This is a genomic window from Aureimonas sp. D3, assembly GCF_001463805.1.
Classification (GTDB): domain Bacteria; phylum Pseudomonadota; class Alphaproteobacteria; order Rhizobiales; family Rhizobiaceae; genus Aureimonas; species Aureimonas ureilytica_A.
In genome coordinates this window covers 52588-71888 of the sequence record NZ_BBWM01000019.1, presented here as the reverse complement: position 1 = coordinate 71888, position 19301 = coordinate 52588, and the positions used below count along the sequence as shown (strand labels likewise).

Below are 19301 nucleotides of genomic sequence, written 5' to 3'. Positions count from 1 at the left end.
GCCTGGAGCCGGCGCCCGGCGTGACCGCCGATGCCGCTGCGCAGATGGGTCGATCGCGAGCCCATGACGGGGGGAACGTCGATACCGCCCGAAAGGGCGAGATAGCCCCAGACGCAGCCGCGCAAGGCTCCGATGGTTAGGACGTCGCCGGGATGCAGGTCGTGGCTTTCCCAGGCGTGAAGCCGTTCCTCGCCCCTGCGGATGTCCATGTCGCCGCCCGTCACCGCGAAGCGCACGGGGCCGGAGACCTGGAACCGTCCACCGATCCCGGCAAATTCCAGTGCTGCGGCGTTCGGCTCGTTGCCGACGAGCGCGTTGGCGATGCGAAAGCTCGGCGGGTCCATCGGCCCCGCGCCCGAGACGCCGGCCTGAAGCCAACCCTTGCGGCCGAGATCTTGGACCGAGGCCATCGGCCCGACCTGGAGGATGTCGAGCGCGCTCACAGCGGCACTCCGGCGATCGGCTCGCCCTTCGCCACGGCCCGCTCCAGCGCCTCGCCCTCGTCCGGCCCGACGGGGCGAAAGCGGACGCGGTCGCCCGCCCGCAAGAGGCAGGGCTCCGCGCGGGTGGGGTCGAAGAGGCGCAGCGGCGTGCGGCCGATGAAGCGCCAGCCGCTCGGGCCGGCGACGGAGTTCACGCTGGCCTGCCGCCCGCCGATGCCGATCGAGCCGGCCTCGACGCGCTGGCGCGGCACCGACAGACGCGGCGTGTGCAACGCCTCCGGCAGCCCCCCGAGATAAGCGAAACCCGGGGCGAAGCCGATCATGTGCACGCGGTAGTGCGATCTGGCGTGCAGGGCGATCAGCGCGTCCGTCGTCATGCCCTTCATCGCGGCGAGATCGTCGAGATCGAGCCCCGCCGCGCCACCGTAGACCACGGGCACCTCGAACTGCCGCCCTCCATCGGGGGCGGCCGTGAGCCTTTCAAGGCGATCCAACAGAAGAGGCGCGAGATCCCCGCCACGTCGCACCGCCGGATCGTAGTGGACGAGAAGCGCGCGATAGGTCGGAACGACGTCCTCGACGCCCGCGATCGGATCGACGGCCAGGCTGTCGGCCAACGCGATGACGCGCGCGTTGACGCCCTCGTCGATCGTGTCCGAAAGTTCCACTGACAGGGCGCTGTCGCCACAGGTCAGGATGCGTGGAAATCGGTGGGGCATGCCGCGAGCGTCGTCTCCCTGATCGGCCGTCGGCCACCGCCATGGGCCGTGCTTGGCCCTTGCTCTTTCAGTATACCAATCGTATGTCGGAGGCAAGGATGCTGGGCCGCAAGCTTCGGACGCGGCGATGGGGCAGGGCTGGGATATGCGCACGATCGATCTCAACTGCGACATGGGCGAGAGCTTCGGCGCATGGACGATCGGCGACGACGAAGCGATGCTCGACCTCGTGACCAGCGCCAACGTCGCCTGCGGCTTCCATGCGGGCGATCCGTCGGTGATGCGTCGGACCATCCTGTCCGCCAAGGCGCGGGGCGTGTCGGTCGGCGCACACCCCTCCTTCATGGACCTCTACGGGTTCGGACGCCGGCGCATCGCGGGCGAGCGACCAGAGGATCTAGAGGCGCAGATCGTCTATCAGATTGCGGCCATGCAGGGCATGGCGGCGGCCCTGTCCTGGCCGATGACCCACGTCAAGACGCACGGGGCGCTCGGCAACATGGCCACCGAAGACGCCGAGCTCGCAGCGCTCTGCGTGCGCGCGATCATGGCCGTGGACCCCGATCTCGTCTTCGTCACCCTGCCTTACTCCAAGACCATGGAGGCCGCGCAGAAGGCGGGCCTGCGCACGGCCTGCGAGGTCTATGCCGACCGCACCTATGACGAGACCGGCATGCTCACCTCGCGCCAGCGCGAGGGGGCGGTGATCCATGAGGTCGAACGCAGCGTCGATCAGGTTCTCGCCATGGTCGAGGGAGGCTTCATTCCGACGCTCGGCGGCGGGCGTCTGCCCGTCGAGGCCGACACGATCTGCATCCATGGCGACACGCCGGGCGCGGTCGGCACCGCGTGCGCGCTTCGGGCGGCGCTGGCGGCTCAAGGCCTGTCCTTCGCCCCCTTCGCCGCTCCGCGCCGCTGACGCCCGCGCTTCCCGGAGATCATCATGACACGCACGGTCTACCTCAACGGCGACTGGCTGCCCGAAACCGAGGCCAAGGTCTCCGTCTTCGATCGCGGTTTTCTTTTCGCCGATGCGATCTACGAGGTGACGGCGGTGATCGGCGGCAAGCTGATCGACTATGCCGGCCACGGCGCGCGGTTGCGTCGCTCGCTGGAGGAACTCGCCATCCCCTGTCCCTTGTCACAGGAGGCGCTGCTCGCCGTCCATCGCGAAATCGTTCGGCGCAACGCGCTCGAAGAAGGGCTGATCTATCTCCAGATCTCGCGCGGCGTGGCGGACCGGGATTTCGCCTTTCCCAAGGGCGCCGAACCGACGCTCGTTCTGTTCACGCAGGCCAAGCCCGTCCTCGACAATCCGCGCACGAAAACGGGCCTGTCGATCGCCACGGTGCCGGACTGGCGTTGGGAGCGCCGCGACATCAAGACCGTCCAACTCCTCTATCCTTCCATGGCCAAGATGGAGGCGATGCGGCGAGGGGCGGACGACGCCTGGCTCGTCGAGGATGGGTTCGTCACCGAGGGCAGCGCGGCGACCGCGCATATCGTGACGAAGGATGGTGTTCTCGTCACGCGGCCCCTGTCGAACGCGATCCTGCACGGCATCACCCGGGCCAGCATCCTCGACCTTGCCCGCTCCGAAGGGATCGCGGTGGAGGAGCGGCCCTTCACCGTGGCCGAGGCCAAAGGGGCCGCCGAGGCCTTCATCACCTCCGCCACGAATTTCGCCATGCCTGTCGTGTCGATCGACGAAGCGCCGATCGGCTCCGGCCGCCCCGGTCCGATAGCCGCCCGGCTGAGGGACCTCTACATCGCGGATCGGCTGGCGACGGCCCTTTGAATGCACGCTGGCCGTGAATTCGGCCGGCCGATCCTCGCCGCGCTTGCGCGCTTCGGAGCGTCGACCGGCCGAGGCCGAGATGATCGATCCCCGGCTCAGGCCCGGATGGCGCTCGGGACTTTGTCTCGGCTGATGATGAGGGCGACGGTCGTTGCTCCGCAGAGCGCGGCGATCGGCAGCAGCGCGTAGAGAAGTTGCTGCGGGCCCATGCCGCTCGCCAGCAGCCAGCCGGCAAAGAGCGGGCCGGCGATCGACCCGAAGCGCCCGACCGAGACGGCCAGTCCGACGCCGACGCCGCGCACTTCGAGCGGGTAGCATTGCGGCGCGATGCCGTAGAGCAGCGCCTGCACGCCGATCAGCGTCGCGCCGACAAAGGCCCCGGTGAGAAGCGCCGCCGCGACATTGCCTGCCGGAACCATGGCGAGAAGCGCGATCGCCAGCATCAGGCCGCCGAAGCAGAGGGCGGCCGAAAGGGCCGGGCGTCGGCTGTCGAGGAAGCGGCCGCCTAGGATCGCGCCCAAGGACCCGCCGATATTGAAGACGATCTGGACCAGCGAGGCCGTGTCCCTGGTAAAGCCGAGCGAGACGAGGATCTGCGGCAGCCAGTTGAGGAGGAGATAGACGACCACGAGGCCGAAGAAGAAGGCGGTCCAGAGCAGCAGCGTCTGCGCCAGCGCGCCGCTTGCCAGAAGCACGTCGCGTCGGCGGGTCGAGCCTTTGCCGGTCTGCGTCACGCGGAACGGCGCCATCCATGTCAGGAGCGGAAGGATCAGAAGAAGCGGCAGGATACCGCCCACGACGAAGATCGACCGCCAGTCGTCATGCAGGCCCATCATCGCGACGAGGCTCGCCAGCGCTCCGCCCAGCGGCACGCCGGCATACATGAAGGCGACGGCCCGGCCGCGCCGCTCGGGCGAGACGGATTCCGCCGCGATGGCGATGAGATTGGGGAGCGCGCCGCCGAGGCCGACGCCCGTCAGGAAGCGCATGAGAACGAGATGTTCGAACGTGCCGGCAAAGGCGGTGCCGATCGAGAACAGGCCGAACACGGCAAGCGACAGCGCAAGGCCCGTACGCCGCCCCCAGCGATCGGCGATCACCCCGCCGCCGAGCGCGCCGAAGACGAGGCCGAAGGTCGCGGCCGAAAAGAACAGCCCCATCTGATCGGGCACCAGCTCGAAGGCGGGCACCAGCTTGGGCGCGGCGACGCCCGCGGCCTGAAGGTCGAAGCCTTCGATGATCGCGGCGAGAAACACGAGCGTGAGCGCGCGCGTCCCTCCACGGGCATGAGTGGCTGATGTCATGATCGTCTCCTCCCAGAGGCCGCTTGTGCGGCTGTCATGCATTCGCTCGGCCCGCTCCCGGCATTGCTCCCAAGCGAATGCCGCCTCCATCGGCGGGCTGGAGCCTCGTGAACCGTTTTCTCAGACGGCTGGGCGTCTCGGCCTCGTCAGGCCGCGCCCGCTCGCGTCAGACGTCTTTCCAGATGCGCGACAGGAGTCCGCGAAGCGTCTCGCGCTCCTTCGATGTCAGCGCGCCGAACGTGCGTTCCTCCTGCGCGAGCGCGCGCTCGCGCCAGTCGGCCACGGCCCGAGCACCCAAAGGGCTGAGATGCAGGCGCTGGATGCGCTGGTCCTCGGCATCGGCGCGCCGTTCGATCAGGCCGCGCCCGTCGAATTCGGCCAGCATGGGCGCGAGATTGGCCCGCTGGAGCCGCGCCTGACGCCCGATCTCGGCGGCCGTGATGCCCGGTGTCTCCTCGATCAGGCAGAGCACCGTGAAGGAGACCGGCTTGATCTCGTCGCCCAGCGCCTCCGCAAAGCCCGCCAGATCCAGGATCGAGGCGCGGCGCAGGTGATAGCCGAGAAGATCGTCCAGCACGGGACGCGCCATCAGATCGATCTTGCCGGCCTTCGTTCCCATTCCCGCTCCCGCTCCGATTTTCGAAATCAGCCGTGACGACCTCTTGCCAGATCAATACCGTTATGAAATATAGCAGTCAATCGCTATTTTAGATAGCAATGTCCGAGATCTCCTCGAGAGCCTCGGATGTCTGGGGAGGAGACCAGATGAGTGCCACCGAAAACCTGTTTCGCCGGATGAATCCGATCAGCGGCGAGGTTGCGAGCCAAGCGCCCGCGCAGACGCCGGACGAAGCGCGCGCCGCCGTCGATATGGCCGCCAAGGCCATGCCCGCCTGGGCCGCGCTTGGGCCGAACGCGCGCCGCGCCGCGCTCCTGAAGGCCGCCGACGCGCTCGCCGCAAAGGGCGACGCCTTCGTGGCCGCCATGATGGCCGAGATCGGCGCGACGGAGGGCTGGGCGCGCTTCAACGTGATGCTCGCCGCCTCCATGCTACGCGAGGCCGCCTCGCTCACCACGCAGGTTTCGGGCGAGGTCATCCCGTCCGACAAGCCGGGGTGCCTCGCCATGGCCATCCGCGAGCCGGCGGGCGTCGTGCTCGGCATCGCGCCCTGGAACGCGCCGGTGATCCTAGGCGTGCGGGCGCTCGCGACGCCGCTCGCCTGCGGCAATGCCGTGGTGTTCAAGGCGAGCGAGCTGTGTCCGCGCACGCATGGGCTGATCGTCGAGGCGCTGGCCGAGGCCGGCCTGCCGGACGGGCTGGTGCAACTCGTCACCAACGCGCCGGAGGATGCGAGCGAGGTCGTCGGCGCGCTGATCGACCATCCGGCCGTGCGCCGCGTCAACTTCACCGGCTCCACCGCTGTCGGGCGCATCGTGGCCGTGCGGGCGGCGCAAAACCTCAAGCCTTGCGTGCTCGAACTCGGCGGCAAGGCCCCGCTTCTGGTTCTGGAAGACGCCGATCTCGACGAGGCCGTGAAGGCCGCGGCCTTCGGCGCCTTCTTCAACCAGGGCCAGATCTGCATGTCGACCGAGCGGCTCATCGTGGTCGACGCGGTGGCCGACGCCTTTGTCGACAAGTTCACCGCTAAGGCGCGAACGCTCGCGGCCGGGAACCCGAGCGCGGGCAAGACCCCGCTCGGCGCGGTGGTGGACGTGAAGACTGCCGACAAGCTGAAAGCGCTGGTCGAGGACGCCGTGTCCAAGGGGGCAAGCGTGGTCGCGGCCGGGGAGGCGGAGGGCGTCCTCGTGCCCGCCCATGTCGTGACGGGTGTGACCTCCGACATGCGGCTTTATGCCGAGGAAAGCTTCGGCCCGGTCGTCGCGGTGATCCGGGCGCGGGACGAGGCGGACGCGATCCGCATCGCCAATGACAGCGAATACGGCCTGTCGGCCTCCGTCTTCACGCGCGACGCCGCGCGGGGCCTGCGCGTCGCGCGGCAGATCCGCTCCGGCATCTGCCATGTGAACGGCGCGACGGTGCATGACGAGGCGCAGATGCCCTTCGGCGGCACCGGGGCGTCGGGCTACGGGCGCTTCGGCGGCCGGGCCGGCATCGCCGAGTTCACCGAGCTGCGCTGGATCACGGTGGAGACCGAGCCCGGCCACTTCCCGATCTGAGCAGCCAAAACGCGCGCTCCTTTCCAGCATCCCGACATTCACGAAGGACACGACGCTCATGAGCGAGACCGTGAACACCGCCGATATCGTTACCGCCGAAGTCACGGATGGCATCGCCTGGGTGCGCTTCAACCGGCCCGAGAAGCGCAACGCGATGAGCCCGGCGCTCAACCGGCGCATGATGGAGGTGCTGGACGAGCTGGAGTTCCGGGCGGATGTCGGCGTTCTCGTCCTCACCGGCGAGGGCAGCGCCTTCACCGCCGGCATGGACCTGAAAGAGTATTTCCGCGAGACGGAGGCCAAGGGTCTGGCCGGCGTGCGCCAGAGCCAGCGCGAGAGCTATGGCTGGTGGCGGCGGCTGCGTTGGTATCAGAAGCCTACCATCGCCATGGTCAATGGCTGGTGCTTCGGCGGCGGCTACGGCCCGCTCTTCGCCTGCGACCTCGCCTTCGCGGCCGACGAGGCGAAGTTCGGCCTGTCGGAGATCAACTGGGGCATCCTGCCGGGCGGCGGGGCCACCAAGGTCGCCGTGGAGTTGATGCCCTTCCGGCAGGCCATGTACCACGCGATGCTGGGTGAGCCGATCGACGGGCAGAAGGCCGCCGCCTGGGGTCTCGTCAACGAGAGCCTGCCGCTGGAACGCCTGAAGGAGCGGGTGACGGAGGTGGCCAAGGTGCTGCTCGCCAAGAACCCAGTCGCGCTGAAAGCCACCAAGGACGCCGTGCGCCGCGTCGGCGTGATGGCCTATGACGAGGCCGAGGATTACCTCGTGCGCGCGCAGGAGGCCGCCAATTCCTTCGACAATGAAGGCCGCAAGGAAGGCATCCGCCAGTTCATCGACGAGAAGACCTACAAGCCGGGTCTGGGCGCCTACGACAAGACCAAGATGCAGGGCTGACGACGGTTCGCTGTTCGTCGGTTCGCTCTTCGACGGTTCGACTGGGAGGGAGGACCCAAATCATGCAAGACTGGATTGCCCCCGATCCGGTGGGCCTGCACGCGCAGGCGCGCCCGGAGAAGACCGCCCTGGTCGATCTGGCGACCGGGCGGCGCTGGACCTATCGGGCCTTGGACGAGGCGATCGGGAAGGCTTGCGGCGCGCTGGACGCGCTCGGCCTCCGTCCGGGCGACCGGCTCGCCGCCATCGCCCGCAACTCGGCCGATCTCGCGATCGCGCTCAAGGCCTGTCTGCGCTCGGGCGTCATCTTCACGCCGCTGAATTGGCGTCTCGCCCCCGCCGAGCTGGACGCGATCCTCGCCGACTGCACCCCGGCGCTGATCCTCACGGACGGGGCGGCCGTGGGTTTCACCCCGCCGGAGGGCGCTGGGGTGCTGGAGGTCGGCGCCTTCGCCGCCCGCTGCGAGGCGGCCGAGCCGGCCCCGCGCGGCCCCGCGCGCGATGCCGGCGAGCCCTGCGTCATTCTCTATACGTCGGGCACGTCGGGCACGCCCAAGGGCGTCATCCTGACGCCGCAGACGCTGTTCTTCACCGGCGTCAATTTCGGCGTGCTCGGCCATGTCACGTCGGACTCGGTGTTTCTCGCCGAGTCCCCGATGTTCCACGTGATCGGCCTCGTCACCTCCTTTTGGCCGCCGCTGCTCCAGGGCGGCACGGTGCTGGTCTCGCCGGGCTTCGACCCCGCCACGACCAATTCGAGGCTCGCCGACAGGTCCCTCGGCATCACGCATTACTTCTGCGTCCCGCAAATGGCGGCGGCGCTGCGCGAGGCGGACGGCTTCGCCCCCGAGAGCTGGTCGCTCAAGGCGCTCTTCACCGGCGGCGGGCCGAATCCGCCCGCCAACATCCGCTGGTGGCTGGACCGGGGCGTCGCGATGGTGGACGGCTACGGCATGACCGAGGCCGGCACCATCCTCGGAATGCCGCTCGACCCCGCGCTGATCTCGGCCCATGCGGGCGCGGTCGGGCAGGCTGGGCCGGCGACCGCCATCCGCATCGTCGATGCCGAGGAACGCGACGTACCGGATGGAACGGCCGGCGAAATCATCGTCAAAGGGCCTCACGTGACGCCCGGATACTGGAACCGGCCGACCGAGCGCGCCAGCGCCTTCACGCCGGACGGCTGGCTGCGCACCGGCGACATCGCGGTGCGCGACGCGCAAGGCTTCGTCACGATCGTCGATCGGCGCAAGGACATGTTCATTTCGGGGGGCGAGAACGTCTATCCCGCCGAGGTCGAGTTCGCCCTTACCGAGCATCCCGGCGTGTCCGCCGCCGCCGTGCTCGGCGTGCCGGACACCAGATGGGGCGAGGTCGGGCACGCCTTCGTCATCCTGGAGCCGGGCTTCGAGGCCAGTGGGGACGACCTCAAGGCCCATTGCGAAAAGCGGCTCGCCCGCTTCAAAGTGCCCAAGACGTTCCAGATCGTGGACGCGCTGCCCCGCACCGCGACGGGCAAGATCCGCAAGAACCGGCTCCGCGAGAGCCTCGTGCCCTGACCGGCGCGCCGAACCCGCCCGAAGACGCACCGCGCCGCCGCAGCCCGTTGGGAGACACCATGCGCACACAAGTCGCCATCGTCGGAGCCGGCCCCGCCGGTCTGATCCTCGCCCATCTCCTCCATGCCAGCGGCATCGAGGCCGTCGTGATCGAGCGCCAGACCCGCGCCTATGTCGAAGGCCGGGTGCGGGCCGGCGTCCTCGAACAGGGCACGGTGGACTGCCTCACCAAGCTCGGATTGGATGAGAGGCTGCGCCGGGAGGGGCTGCGCCATTCCGGCACGCATCTCTCCAGCGACGGCGAGGATTTTCGCATCGATCTCGAAGCGGCCTCGGGGGGCGCCTGCGTCACCGTCTATGGCCAGCAGGAGGTGACGCACGACCTCTTCGAGGCGGCCGAGGCGCGGGGACTGACGATCCTCTTCGAGGCCGACGAGGTGCGCCTCCACGATATCGAAACGGACAGGCCCGCCGTCACCTGCCGCACGCCGGCCGGCGAGCATCGCCTCGATTGCGACTTCGTGGTCGGCTGCGACGGGTTTCACGGCGTCTGCCGCGCGGCCATCCCGGCCGACATCCTGCGCCATTTCGAACGCGTCTATCCGTTCGGCTGGCTCGGCATCCTGACCGAGCGCCCGCCGGTGGCCGAGGAACTGATCTATGCCAGCCACGAGCGCGGCTTCGCGCTGGCCTCCATGCGCTCCATGACCCGCAGCCGCTATTACATCCAGTGCGACATGGACCAGCGGCTGGAGGATTGGCCGGACGAACGGATCTGGGACGAGCTGGCGCTGCGTCTCGGCCCGAGCCTCGGCGCGCGGCTCCAGCGCGGGCCGTCCTTCGAGAAGAGCATCGCGCCGCTGCGCAGCTATGTCGCCGAGCCCATGCGCCACGGCCGCCTGTTCCTGGCGGGAGACGCCGCCCATATCGTCCCGCCGACGGGCGCCAAGGGGCTCAATCTCGCGGTGTCGGACGTTTCGATGCTGGGCGAGGCGCTGGCGGAGTTCTACGGCGAGCGCTCGGTGGCGGGGATCGACGCCTATTCGGCGCGGGCGCTGGCGCGCGTCTGGAAGGCCGAGCGCTTCTCCTGGTGGTTCACCTCGCTCACCCACCGTTTCCCGCAGACGGGCGCCTTCGAGCGACGGATGCAGCTGGCAGAACTCGACTATCTCCGCACCTCTCCCCGCGCGCAGGCGGCGTTCGCCGAAAACTATGTCGGCCTGCCGCTCATCTGAACCCGCGCGCCGGTTCGTGGGTTCAGCCGGGTATCGAAACCCGCTCGCCTTCTCGCGAACAGGCCGCGCCCGGCCCCGATCGATCCAGAAAGGCAAGCGACCATGAAGGTGATCCACCTGCTGATGACTTTGAGCTTAGGACTTGCCGCAAACCCCGCGCTGGCCGCGTCCGCCGATACCGCCTTGCCCGGCTATGCCGATGGCGTGGAGGTGATCCGCGTCACGGGCGATCGTCCGCAGATCGACGAGATCGGCGGCATCGTCTATTCGCAGGTGCGCACGATGCGCGCCAACCGGGCGATGCGCATGACCCTGCTCGTGCCGCGCACGCCCGACCTGAAGCCCGCCATCCTCTATGTCCCCGGCGGCGGCTTCACGACGGCCGATTACGAGAAGTTCTTCGAAATGCGCTCGAAGCTGGCCGAAGCCGGCTTCGTCGTGGCGGCGGCCGAATATCGCGTGGTGCCGAACGTCTTTCCCGCGCCGCTGGAAGACGGCAAAGCGGCGGTGCGCTACCTCAGAGCCCATGCGGCGGACTATGGCATCGATCCCCGGCGGATCGGCGTCCTCGGCGATTCCGCCGGCGGCTGGCTGGCGGAGCTTCTGGCCACCACCGGCGGCGAGACGGCCTATGACACGGGCGACTTCCTCGATCAGCCGTCCGACGTGCAGGCCGCCGTTTCGCTCTATGGCATCTCGGACGTGCGCAATATCGGCGAGGGCTTTCCGCCCGAGCGGGATAAGGTGCACGCCTCGCCCGCCGTCACCGAAGCCCTTCTCGTCAACGGCCCGGCCTTCAACACATTCCCGGGCGCTCCGGTGACCAGCGACCCGGCCAAGGCGCTGGCGGCGGGGGCGATGGGCCATCTCGACGGGAAGAAGCCGCCGATGCTCCTGATGCACGGCAGCGCCGACACGCTCGTCTCGCCCATCCAGAGCCAACAGCTCTTCGAAGCGCTGCGTGCGCGCGGCGATCCGGTGGACTATGTCCTGGTCGAGGGTGCCGCGCATGGCGATCTCCCCTGGTATCAGCCCGCGCTGATCGACCGTGTGACGGCTTGGTTCAAGAAGACGCTGGGCGAGCCGATCAAGGGCGCGGCGGACAAGTCTGGCGCGTCGTCGCGTCTCTGAGCCCTGCGGCGGTCGGGGCGTCCCGGCCGTCGCCTCCGCTGTATACAGGCCGCCGCGAATTCATCTGACATTGCACAGTTCCATCGGAATTTTCGGGTTGATTAGAACTGTTCTTGCCGACTGCCTACCCGATCTGTATACAGGTCGTGTTCCATCGTTCTGGGAGGATGTGATGGGAATGAACGCCGCCTTTCCGCTCAACGCCTGGTATGCGGCCGCTTGGGGCCACGAGGTCGGCCGAGCGCTGTCGCCGCGCAAGATCTGCAACCGCGACATGGTCCTCTACCGCAAGGAGGACGGCACAGTCGCCGCGCTGGAGGATGCCTGCTGGCATCGGCTCCTGCCGCTGTCGCTCGGGCGCCTCGAGGGCGACACGGTGATCTGCGGCTATCACGGCCTCGCCTTCGACGGCACCGGGCGCTGCACTCACATGCCCGCCCAGCGCACCATCAATCCTTCGGCGCGCGTGCGCAGCTATCCCGTGGTGGAGCGCCACCGCCTCCTCTGGGTCTGGCCGGGCGACCCGGCGCTTGCCGACCCCGCCTTGATGCCCGACTTCCACTGGAACGACGGCACCGACTGGGTGGGCGCGGGCGGCACCTATTATGGCTTGAAGGCGAATTATCGCCTCATCATCGACAACCTCCTCGACCTCACGCACGAGACCTATGTCCATGCCGGCTCGATCGGCGACGAGCATGTGACGCAGACGCCCTTCGACGTGACCCATACCGACCGCAAGGCGGTGGTCACGCGCTGGATGAAGGGCATCGAGCCGCCGCCCTTCTGGGCGCGCAATCTCGGCAAGCCCGGTCTCGTGGATCGCTGGCAAATCATCAACTTCGAGGCCCCCTCGATCGTCGCGGGGGACGTCGGCGTCGCGCCCGTCGGCACCGGCGCGCCGGAGGGCGACCGCTCACAAGGCGTCAACGGCTTCTTCCTCGCCGCCATCACGCCTGAGACCGACGGCTCCTGCCACTATTTCTGGAACTTCGTGCGCAGCTTCGCGACCGACGACGAAGCGCTCACGCAGCGCATCAACGTCGCCCATGCCAATCCGGAGCGCACCGGCCTCTACGATCAGGACGTGTTCGTGCTGGAGGCGCAGCAGGCGGCGATCGACAACAATCCGCGCACCCCCTTCTACAATCTCAACATCGACATGGGCTCGCTCTGGGCGCACCGGCTGATCGACCGGATGGTGCAGGCCGAGCGGCCGCTCGAACCGCTGGCGGCGGAAGCGGCGGAATAGCCGGGTCGGGGAGGGCAGGGCTCATGGCCGAGATCGACGACTGGATGCGCGCGCGGGTGCGCGCCGTGCGGGACCTTTCGCCCGACGTGCGGATGCTGGAGATCGAGCCGCCGCCGGGGCGCTTCGCGCCGCCCTCGCCGGGCAGCCACCTGCGCTTTTCGCTGGAGATCGCCGGTCGCCCGGACCGGCGCTCCTATTCGGTGGTCGGCCCCTGCGAGGACGGGGTCTGGCGGATCGCCGTCAAGCGCCTGCCCGACAGCCGGGGTGGCTCGCGGCACATGGGCGCGCTGGAGGCCGGCGCGCACCTCCTCGTCAGCGGCCCGCACAACCATTTCTCCCTGTCGCCCGCCCGGCCCGCCTACCTGCTTCTGGCCGGGGGCATCGGCATCACGCCGCTTGTCTCCATGGCGCACGCGCTTCAGCGCAAGGGCGCGGCGTTCCGCCTGCTCTACGCCGCGCGCAGCCGGGCGGACGCCGTGTTGGCGGACGAGTTGCGCGAGGCGATCGGCGAGCGGCTGGAGCTTTATCTCGACGAGGAAGGCCGGCGGATCGACCTCGACGCCGCCTTCGCCACGCTGCCGCCCGGCGGCGAGGCCTATGTCTGCGGGCCGATCGGGATGTTGGAGGCCGCGCGCCGGGCCTGGGCGCGCGCCGGACGCCCGCCAGAGGAACTGCGCTTCGAGACTTTCGGCAATAGCGGCGCGCATGCCGCCGAGCCCTTCCGCATCACGATCCCGCGTCTCGGGCGCGTCATCGAGGTGCCGCGCGACCGCACCATGCTGGAGGCGCTGGAGGCGGCGGGCGTCGAGATGATCCACGATTGCCGGCGCGGCGAATGCGGCATCTGCGCGCTCGACATCGTGTCGGTGGAGGGCGAGGTCGATCATCGTGACGTGTTCTTCTCCGACGAGGAGAAGGCCGGCAATGCCAAGCTCTGCACCTGCGTCTCCCGCGTGGTGCGGGGCGACATCGTCCTCGACACGCCCGACCGCTTCGAATGAGCGCTCTGGCCGACGAGGGAGCCGAGCCGTCGCTGTCGCAGACCGTGCGTGCGCTCCTCGCGCTGCGCGAGGCGGTGCTGGAGGGGGCGCTGCAGCCGGGCGAGCGCATCTCCGAGCCGTCCATGGCCAGACGCATCGGCCTGTCGCGCACGCCCATCCGCGCCGCCCTGATGCGGCTGGAGGAGGAGGGGCTTCTGGAGGCGCTTCCCACCGGCGGCTACGCCGTGCGCGCCTTCACCGAAGCGGACATTCTCGACGCGATCGAAATTCGCGGCGTCTTGGAAGGCACGGGCGCGCGGCTCGCCGCCGAGCGGGGCGCGTCGCCCGAGCTTCTGACGCAAGCGCGCGCGTGTCTGGCCGAGATCGACGCGCTGATGGCGGAGGATCGGCTGCCCGGCGACGGGTTCCAGGACTATGTGCCGCTGAACGCGCGCTTCCATGCGCTGCTTCTGGACCTCGCGCAGTCGCCGACGCTCGCCCGCCAGATGGAGCGGGCGACCGCCATTCCCTTCGCCTCGCCCTCGGCCTTCGTCATGGCGCAGTCGCAGCTGTCCGAGGCGCGCACCATCCTGACGCTGGCGCAGGAGCAGCACCGCGCCGTGATCGAGGCGATCGAGCACCGCGAAGGCGCGCGGGCCGAAAGCCTGATGCGCGAACACGCCAAGCTCGCCATCCGCAACCTGCGGCTGGCGCTGGAAAACCGCCGGGCGCTCGGCCTCGTGAAAGGGGCTTCGCTGATCCGGCTCAGGCCGCCGGACAGCTGACGACACCGGCGCGCGAAGGGCGGGGAGGCCCGGCGCGGTCGCTTGCCACGATACGACGACAAAAGGGGGAGGAAACCCATCATGATGAAACGCCGCCAAGTCCTGAAGACGCTTCTGATCTCGGCCGCGCTGATGCTGCCGGCTGGCGCGGCGCTTGCCGCCGATGCCGTGAAGGTCGGGCTGATCCTGCCGATGACCGGCCCCTTCGCCTCGACGGGGCGGCAGGTGGAGGCCGGCGCCAAACTCTATATGGCTGAGCATGGCGACGAGGTGGCGGGCCACAAGATCGAGCTGATCCTGCGCGACGACACGGCCAATGCCGAGCAGACGCGCCGTATCGCGCAGGAGCTGGTGACGCGCGAGAAGGTGCAGGTGCTCGCGGGCTTCGGCCACACGCCGCTCGCCATGGCGGCCGCGCCGCTCGCGACCCAAGGCAAGGTGCCGATGATCGTCATGGCGGCGGGCACTTCGGTGATCACCGAGAAGTCGCCTTTCATCGTGCGCTCTTCCTTCACCCTGCCGCAGGTGACGGAGCCGCTGGCCAAATGGGCCAAGGACAACAAGATCGAAAAGGTCGTGACGCTGGTTGCCGATTACGCGCCCGGCCTCGACGCCGAGAAGGCCTTCTCCGACACCTTCACCAAGGCGGGCGGGCAGATCGTGGAATCGATCCGCGTGCCGCTCGCCAACCCGGACTTCGCGCCCTTCCTCCAGCGCGTGCGCGACGCGAAGCCCGACGCCGTGTTCTCCTTCGTGCCGTCCGGCGTCGGCTCGGCCCTGATGAAGCAGTTCGACGATCGCGGCCTCGCCCAGGCCGGCATCCGCCTGATCGCGACCGGCGACGTGACCGACGACGACCTCTTGAACAAGATGGGCAAGGCCGCGCTTGGCACCATCACCACCCATCATTATTCCGCCGCCCACGACTCCCCGGAGAACAAGGCTTTCGTGAGGGCGTTCGAGGCCGCGAACGGGGGAATGAGGCCCAATTTCATGGCCGTCGGGGGCTATAACGGCATGGCCCTCGTCTACGAGGCGTTGAAGAAGACGGGCGGCGACGCCAAGGGCGAGGCGCTGGTGAACGCGATGAAGGGCCTCAGCTGGACCAGCGTGCGCGGCCCCGTCTCCATCGACCCCGACACGCGCGACATCGTTCAGACCGTCTATTTCCGCGAGGTGAAGGAACAGGACGGCCAGCTCTGGAACGTCGAGTTCGACGAGGTCGAGGCGGTGAAGGACCCGGTCAAGGCGGCCAAGAAGTAGGGCACCTTCGCGGGGCGGGCCGAAGCGCGCCGCCCCGATCCGCCCGAAGGGAGCGGCCCGCACGGGGCCGCCCCGTCGCCTGTCCCGGCCAACCGGAGCCGCCATGCTGACCATCCTGTTCGACGGCATCGCCTATGGGATGCTGCTCTTCATTCTCGCCTGCGGCCTGTCGGTGACGCTCGGCCTGATGAACTTCGTCAACCTCGCGCACGGCGCCTTCGCCATGGCGGGCGGCTACGTCACGGTGGTGCTGACGCAGCGCACCGGCGTGCCCTTCCTCCTGTGCCTGCCGCTCGCGTTCCTGGCGAGCGCGGCGATCGGCGCGGTTCTGGAGCGCACGCTCTATCGGCGGCTCTATGGTGCCAGCCATCTCGATCAGGTCCTGTTCTCGCTGGGCATCATCTTCATGTCGATCGCGGCGGTGGACTATCTCATGGGCTCCAGCCAGCAGATCATCCTCCTGCCGGACTTCCTGCGCGGGCGGTTCGAGCTGGGGGGCGTGCAGATCGGCGTCTATCGCCTCTTCATCATCCTCGTCTGCGCCGCGCTGACGATCGCGCTGCAATGGACGCTGTCGCGCACCCGCTTCGGCAGCCGGCTGCGCGCGGCGGTCGATGACGGGCGCGTGGCGCGCGGGCTCGGCATTCCCGTCAATCTCGTCTTCTCCGCCACCTTCGCGGTCGGCTCCGGGCTCGCGGGCCTCGGCGGCGCATTGGGTGGCGAAATCCTCGGTCTCGACCCCACCTTTCCCCTGAAGTTCATGATCTACTTCCTGGTCGTGGTGACGGTGGGCGGCACAAGCTCCATGACCGGCCCCTTTCTCGCCGCGCTGATCCTCGGCATCGCGGATGTCGCGGGCAAATATTACGTGCCCGAGTTCGGCGCCTTCACCGTCTATGCCGTGACCGTCGCGCTTCTCCTTTGGCGGCCCTACGGGCTCGTGTCGCGGGAGGGCGGGCGATGAGCGCGGTGGATCGCAGCGCGCCGCCCGTGCCCCTGCCGCTCGCGGGCGCGCAAGGCCACGCCTCGGCAGCCTCCATGCTCCTGCGCCGGCGCAGCCGCTGGGGCCTCGGCGAGATCGTCTTCTGGGCGGCAGCGGCCGCCAGCCTCGTCGCCGCGCCGGACTATCTCCTCCTCCTCAACGAGATCGCGATCCTCGCGCTCTTCGCCCTCTCGCTCGACCTCATCCTCGGCTATGCCGGCATCGTCTCGCTCGGCCATGCCGCCTTCTTCGGCTTCGGCGCCTATGCGGCGGGCCTCTTCGCGCGCGACGTCTATGGCGAGCCGGTGACGGGGCTCCTCGTCGCGGGGGCGGCGTCGGGGCTCCTCGGCTTCGCCACGAGCTTCCTCGTCCTGCGCGGCTCCGACCTCACGCGTCTGATGATCACCCTTGGCCTCGCACTCATGCTGTTCGAGGCAGCCAATCGCTTCGCCGGGGTCACGGGCGGGGCGGACGGGCTTCTCGGCATCACCATGCTGCCGGTGCTCGGCCTCTTCGAGTTCGATCTCTGGGGGCAGGTCGCCTATGCCTATAGCCTCGGTGTCCTCTTCGTGCTGTTTCTCGTGGCACGCCGCGTCGTGCATTCGCCCTTCGGCCTTTCACTGATCGCCATCCGCAACAACCCGTTGCGCGCGGCGGCCCTCGGCATGGCTCCTCGACGCCGGCTGGTCGCGGTCTATACGCTGGCGGCAGCTTACGCAGGCGTCGCCGGGGCGCTTCTGGCGCAGACGACGCAGTTCGTCTCGCTCGACGTTCTCGCCCTCCACCGCTCGGCCGACGCGCTGCTCGTGCTCGTTCTCGGCGGAGCCGGATATCTCTATGGCGGGGTGATCGGCGCGGCGATCTTCCGCGTGCTGCAGGAATGGCTGTCAGGCATCACGCCGCAATATTGGCAGTTCTGGATCGGCTTCATCCTCGTCGCCATCGTCCTTTTCGGCCGCGAGCGACTGACGCAGGCCCCGCGCCGCTTGGTGCAACGGCTCGGCGCGATGGTTCGCGGGAGGACGCCATGAGCGCCGCGACGCTTCCTCCCCCCGCGCTCGAAACGACCGGCCTGCAGAAACGCTTCGGCGGGCTCGTGGCGACGAGCGACGTCTCCCTCACGCTCAAGCGCGGCGCGCGCCAGGCGCTGATCGGGCCGAATGGCGCGGGCAAGACGACGCTGATCAACCTTCTCACCGGCGTTCTGTCGCCGAGCGCCGGGTCGATCCGGCTGGACGGCGAGGACATCACGCATCTGCGCCAGGACGGCCGCGTGCGGCGCGGGCTCGCGCGCACCTTTCAGATCAACCAGCTTTTCGCCGACCTGACGCCGCTCGAAACCTTGAGCCTCGCCATTTCCGAGCGCGATGGCGGGGGCGGGCGCTGGTGGCCGCGCCTCGGGGCCGACGCGGCGGCGACGCGCGAGGCGGCCGAACTCCTCGACCGCTTCCTCCTGTCGGACGTCGCCGGGCGGCGGACGGGCGATCTTGCCTATGGCCGCCAGCGGCTTCTCGAAATCGCCACCGCCGTCGCGCTGCGGCCGCACGTTCTCCTGCTCGACGAGCCGGCGGCGGGCGTGCCGGAAGAGGAGCGTCACGAGATCCTCGCCATCGTGAAGGCCTTGCCGGCGGACGTGACCATCCTTCTCATCGAGCACGACATGGACCTCGTCTTCTCCTTCGCCGACCGCATCTCGGTGCTGGTCGCGGGCGCGCTCCTGACCGAGGGCACGGTGGCGGAGATTGCCGCCGATCCGCGCGTTCGCACGGCCTATCTCGGGGAGGGCGAGGATGTCTGAATTGCTGCGCGTCGAAGGGCTGGAGGCCGGCTACGGCGAGGCGCGCGTTCTGGCCGGCCTGTCCTTCAAGATGGAGGCCGGCGAGGTTCTGGCTCTGCTCGGGCGCAACGGCACGGGCAAGACGACGCTGATCAACACGCTGGTCGGCGTCACCACGCGCCATGGCGGCCGCATCCATCTCGGCGGACAGGACGTGACGCGCCGTGCGCCTGAAGCGCGCGTCGCGCTCGGCCTCGGCTGGGTGCCGCAGGAGCGCAACATCTTCCGCTCGCTCACGGTCGAGGAAAATCTCACCGCCGTCGCGCGGCCGGGGCCATGGAACCTCGATCGGATCTACGCGATGTTTCCGCGCCTGCGCGAGCGGCGGAGCAATCTCGGCAACCAGCTCTCGGGCGGCGAGCAGCAGATGCTGGCGGTCGGGCGGGCGCTCGCGGTCAACCCGAAGCTCCTTCTCCTCGACGAGCCGCTGGAAGGCCTCGCCCCGGTCGTCGCCGAAGAGCTTCTCCATGCGGTGTCCCGCATCGTGCGTGAGGACGGGCTGTCGGCCATCATCGTGGAGCAGAAGGCCCGCCGTATCCTGAAGCTCGCCGACCAGGCCATCGTGCTCGATCGCGGCCTGATCGTGGAGAGAGGGACGAGCACCGCCTTTCTGGCCGACACATCCCGTTTCGAGCGGCATCTGGGCGTCGGGCGGTAGAGCTTTGCCCGATCAGTTGCGACGTCGATCCCTTGCAGGACGGGGAGCGAGGGCCGCTCGCCCAGTTCTGGATCGCCCCGGCCGAAACCTGATGGACGTACGGGTCACGGTCGAGATGGGTGTGAAGGATCGCTGTTGCGCGCCGGCCTGTGTCGATCCAGCCAGCTCGACGGGTCGCATGACGATGGGCGTCATCAACGCTCCCCCCGAGTTCGACCAAGACCTGCCAACCGAGCGCGCCCATGCCGCTCTTTCAGGATTCCGCCCAATCCAGAGCAC

At 68.9% G+C, this 19301-nt stretch carries 19 protein-coding genes; 15 read left to right on the top strand and 4 right to left on the bottom strand.

Features of this window, described 5'->3' with window-relative positions; translation table 11 throughout:
- Both AUL36_RS05655 and pxpB read right to left on the bottom strand, forming a co-directional pair.
- Positions 1-443, bottom strand: a 443-nt coding sequence (locus tag AUL36_RS05655; protein WP_192843789.1) for a biotin-dependent carboxyltransferase family protein, incomplete at its 3' end; no start/stop codon positions are given.
- Positions 440-1162 (bottom strand): 5-oxoprolinase subunit PxpB, encoded by a 723-nt coding sequence (pxpB, locus tag AUL36_RS05650; RefSeq protein WP_062218818.1) that lies wholly within the window; start codon positions 1160-1162, stop codon positions 440-442. The genes AUL36_RS05655 and pxpB, both read right to left, overlap by 4 nt.
- A gap of 145 nt (positions 1163-1307) precedes the next feature.
- On the opposite strand from pxpB, the gene AUL36_RS05645 reads away from it, so the two are divergent.
- Entirely contained in the window at positions 1308-2081 is a 774-nt protein-coding gene (locus tag AUL36_RS05645) for a 5-oxoprolinase subunit PxpA (RefSeq protein ID WP_062218845.1), read from the top strand.
- A gap of 24 nt (positions 2082-2105) precedes the next feature.
- A complete protein-coding gene (locus AUL36_RS05640) occupies positions 2106-2960 on the top strand; it encodes a D-amino-acid transaminase (RefSeq protein ID WP_062218816.1) in 855 nt (284 codons plus the stop codon).
- A gap of 95 nt (positions 2961-3055) precedes the next feature.
- Here AUL36_RS05640 and mhpT read toward each other — a convergent pair whose 3' ends face one another.
- A complete protein-coding gene (gene mhpT, locus AUL36_RS05635) occupies positions 3056-4264 on the bottom strand; it encodes a 3-(3-hydroxy-phenyl)propionate transporter MhpT (RefSeq protein WP_244497043.1) in 1209 nt (402 codons plus the stop codon).
- A 166-nt stretch (positions 4265-4430) separates the two neighbouring features.
- Positions 4431-4883, bottom strand: coding sequence for a MarR family winged helix-turn-helix transcriptional regulator (locus tag AUL36_RS05630; protein ID WP_062218813.1), 453 nt, complete (start codon positions 4881-4883; stop codon positions 4431-4433).
- Positions 4884-5029: 146 nt separating this feature from the next.
- On the opposite strand from AUL36_RS05630, the gene AUL36_RS05625 reads away from it, so the two are divergent.
- From AUL36_RS05625 to AUL36_RS05565, 13 genes are all read left to right on the top strand, one after another.
- Positions 5030-6442: an aldehyde dehydrogenase gene (locus AUL36_RS05625; protein ID WP_062218811.1), complete on the top strand. Its 1413-nt coding sequence runs from the start codon at positions 5030-5032 to the stop codon at positions 6440-6442.
- Positions 6443-6500: 58 nt separating this feature from the next.
- Positions 6501-7340, top strand: a complete 840-nt coding sequence (locus AUL36_RS05620; protein ID WP_062218809.1) for a p-hydroxycinnamoyl CoA hydratase/lyase — start codon at positions 6501-6503, stop codon at positions 7338-7340.
- A gap of 62 nt (positions 7341-7402) precedes the next feature.
- Positions 7403-8899: an AMP-binding protein gene (locus AUL36_RS05615; RefSeq protein ID WP_082655621.1), complete on the top strand. Its 1497-nt coding sequence runs from the start codon at positions 7403-7405 to the stop codon at positions 8897-8899.
- A gap of 59 nt (positions 8900-8958) precedes the next feature.
- Positions 8959-10134: a 4-hydroxybenzoate 3-monooxygenase gene (pobA, locus tag AUL36_RS05610; protein WP_062218807.1), complete on the top strand. Its 1176-nt coding sequence runs from the start codon at positions 8959-8961 to the stop codon at positions 10132-10134.
- A 102-nt stretch (positions 10135-10236) separates the two neighbouring features.
- Complete coding sequence (locus AUL36_RS05605) at positions 10237-11265, top strand: alpha/beta hydrolase (RefSeq protein ID WP_062218805.1); 1029 nt, start codon at positions 10237-10239, stop codon at positions 11263-11265.
- A gap of 178 nt (positions 11266-11443) precedes the next feature.
- On the top strand, positions 11444-12517 hold the full coding sequence (locus AUL36_RS05600; protein ID WP_062218803.1) for an aromatic ring-hydroxylating dioxygenase subunit alpha: 1074 nt from the start codon (positions 11444-11446) through the stop codon (positions 12515-12517).
- A gap of 23 nt (positions 12518-12540) precedes the next feature.
- Positions 12541-13518: a PDR/VanB family oxidoreductase gene (locus AUL36_RS05595; protein ID WP_062218801.1), complete on the top strand. Its 978-nt coding sequence runs from the start codon at positions 12541-12543 to the stop codon at positions 13516-13518.
- 5 nt (positions 13519-13523) lie between these two features.
- Positions 13524-14282: a GntR family transcriptional regulator gene (locus AUL36_RS05590; RefSeq protein WP_062218840.1), complete on the top strand. Its 759-nt coding sequence runs from the start codon at positions 13524-13526 to the stop codon at positions 14280-14282.
- Between the two features lie 81 nt (positions 14283-14363).
- Entirely contained in the window at positions 14364-15545 is a 1182-nt protein-coding gene (locus tag AUL36_RS05585) for an ABC transporter substrate-binding protein (protein WP_192843788.1), read from the top strand.
- 103 nt (positions 15546-15648) lie between these two features.
- Entirely contained in the window at positions 15649-16509 is an 861-nt protein-coding gene (locus AUL36_RS05580) for a branched-chain amino acid ABC transporter permease (RefSeq protein WP_058636525.1), read from the top strand.
- 74 nt (positions 16510-16583) lie between these two features.
- Positions 16584-17558: a branched-chain amino acid ABC transporter permease gene (locus AUL36_RS05575; RefSeq protein WP_062218837.1), complete on the top strand. Its 975-nt coding sequence runs from the start codon at positions 16584-16586 to the stop codon at positions 17556-17558.
- Positions 17555-18325 (top strand): ABC transporter ATP-binding protein, encoded by a 771-nt coding sequence (locus tag AUL36_RS05570; protein WP_062218799.1) that lies wholly within the window; start codon positions 17555-17557, stop codon positions 18323-18325. The genes AUL36_RS05575 and AUL36_RS05570 overlap by 4 nt, the downstream gene beginning before the upstream one ends.
- Entirely contained in the window at positions 18318-19022 is a 705-nt protein-coding gene (locus AUL36_RS05565) for an ABC transporter ATP-binding protein (protein ID WP_062218797.1), read from the top strand. Before AUL36_RS05570 ends, AUL36_RS05565 begins: the two co-directional genes overlap by 8 nt.
- The last annotated feature ends 279 nt before the right edge of the window (positions 19023-19301 follow it).

Excerpts from the sequence above, each read along its gene's own strand:
- pxpB (WP_062218818.1), bottom strand. The coding sequence starts at position 1,162 with ATGCCCCACCGATTTCCACGCATCCTGACCTGTGGCGACAGCGCCCTG.
- AUL36_RS05645 (WP_062218845.1), top strand. The coding sequence starts at position 1,308 with ATGCGCACGATCGATCTCAACTGCGACATGGGCGAGAGCTTCGGCGCA.
- AUL36_RS05640 (WP_062218816.1), top strand. The coding sequence starts at position 2,106 with ATGACACGCACGGTCTACCTCAACGGCGACTGGCTGCCCGAAACCGAG.
- mhpT (WP_244497043.1), bottom strand. The coding sequence starts at position 4,264 with ATGACATCAGCCACTCATGCCCGTGGAGGGACGCGCGCGCTCACGCTC.
- AUL36_RS05630 (WP_062218813.1), bottom strand. The coding sequence starts at position 4,883 with ATGGGAACGAAGGCCGGCAAGATCGATCTGATGGCGCGTCCCGTGCTG.
- AUL36_RS05625 (WP_062218811.1), top strand. The coding sequence starts at position 5,030 with ATGAGTGCCACCGAAAACCTGTTTCGCCGGATGAATCCGATCAGCGGC.
- AUL36_RS05620 (WP_062218809.1), top strand. The coding sequence starts at position 6,501 with ATGAGCGAGACCGTGAACACCGCCGATATCGTTACCGCCGAAGTCACG.
- AUL36_RS05615 (WP_082655621.1), top strand. The coding sequence starts at position 7,403 with ATGCAAGACTGGATTGCCCCCGATCCGGTGGGCCTGCACGCGCAGGCG.
- pobA (WP_062218807.1), top strand. The coding sequence starts at position 8,959 with ATGCGCACACAAGTCGCCATCGTCGGAGCCGGCCCCGCCGGTCTGATC.
- AUL36_RS05605 (WP_062218805.1), top strand. The coding sequence starts at position 10,237 with ATGAAGGTGATCCACCTGCTGATGACTTTGAGCTTAGGACTTGCCGCA.
- AUL36_RS05600 (WP_062218803.1), top strand. The coding sequence starts at position 11,444 with ATGAACGCCGCCTTTCCGCTCAACGCCTGGTATGCGGCCGCTTGGGGC.
- AUL36_RS05595 (WP_062218801.1), top strand. The coding sequence starts at position 12,541 with ATGGCCGAGATCGACGACTGGATGCGCGCGCGGGTGCGCGCCGTGCGG.
- AUL36_RS05585 (WP_192843788.1), top strand. The coding sequence starts at position 14,364 with ATGATGAAACGCCGCCAAGTCCTGAAGACGCTTCTGATCTCGGCCGCG.
- AUL36_RS05580 (WP_058636525.1), top strand. The coding sequence starts at position 15,649 with ATGCTGACCATCCTGTTCGACGGCATCGCCTATGGGATGCTGCTCTTC.
- AUL36_RS05575 (WP_062218837.1), top strand. The coding sequence starts at position 16,584 with ATGCTCCTGCGCCGGCGCAGCCGCTGGGGCCTCGGCGAGATCGTCTTC.
- AUL36_RS05570 (WP_062218799.1), top strand. The coding sequence starts at position 17,555 with ATGAGCGCCGCGACGCTTCCTCCCCCCGCGCTCGAAACGACCGGCCTG.
- AUL36_RS05565 (WP_062218797.1), top strand. The coding sequence starts at position 18,318 with ATGTCTGAATTGCTGCGCGTCGAAGGGCTGGAGGCCGGCTACGGCGAG.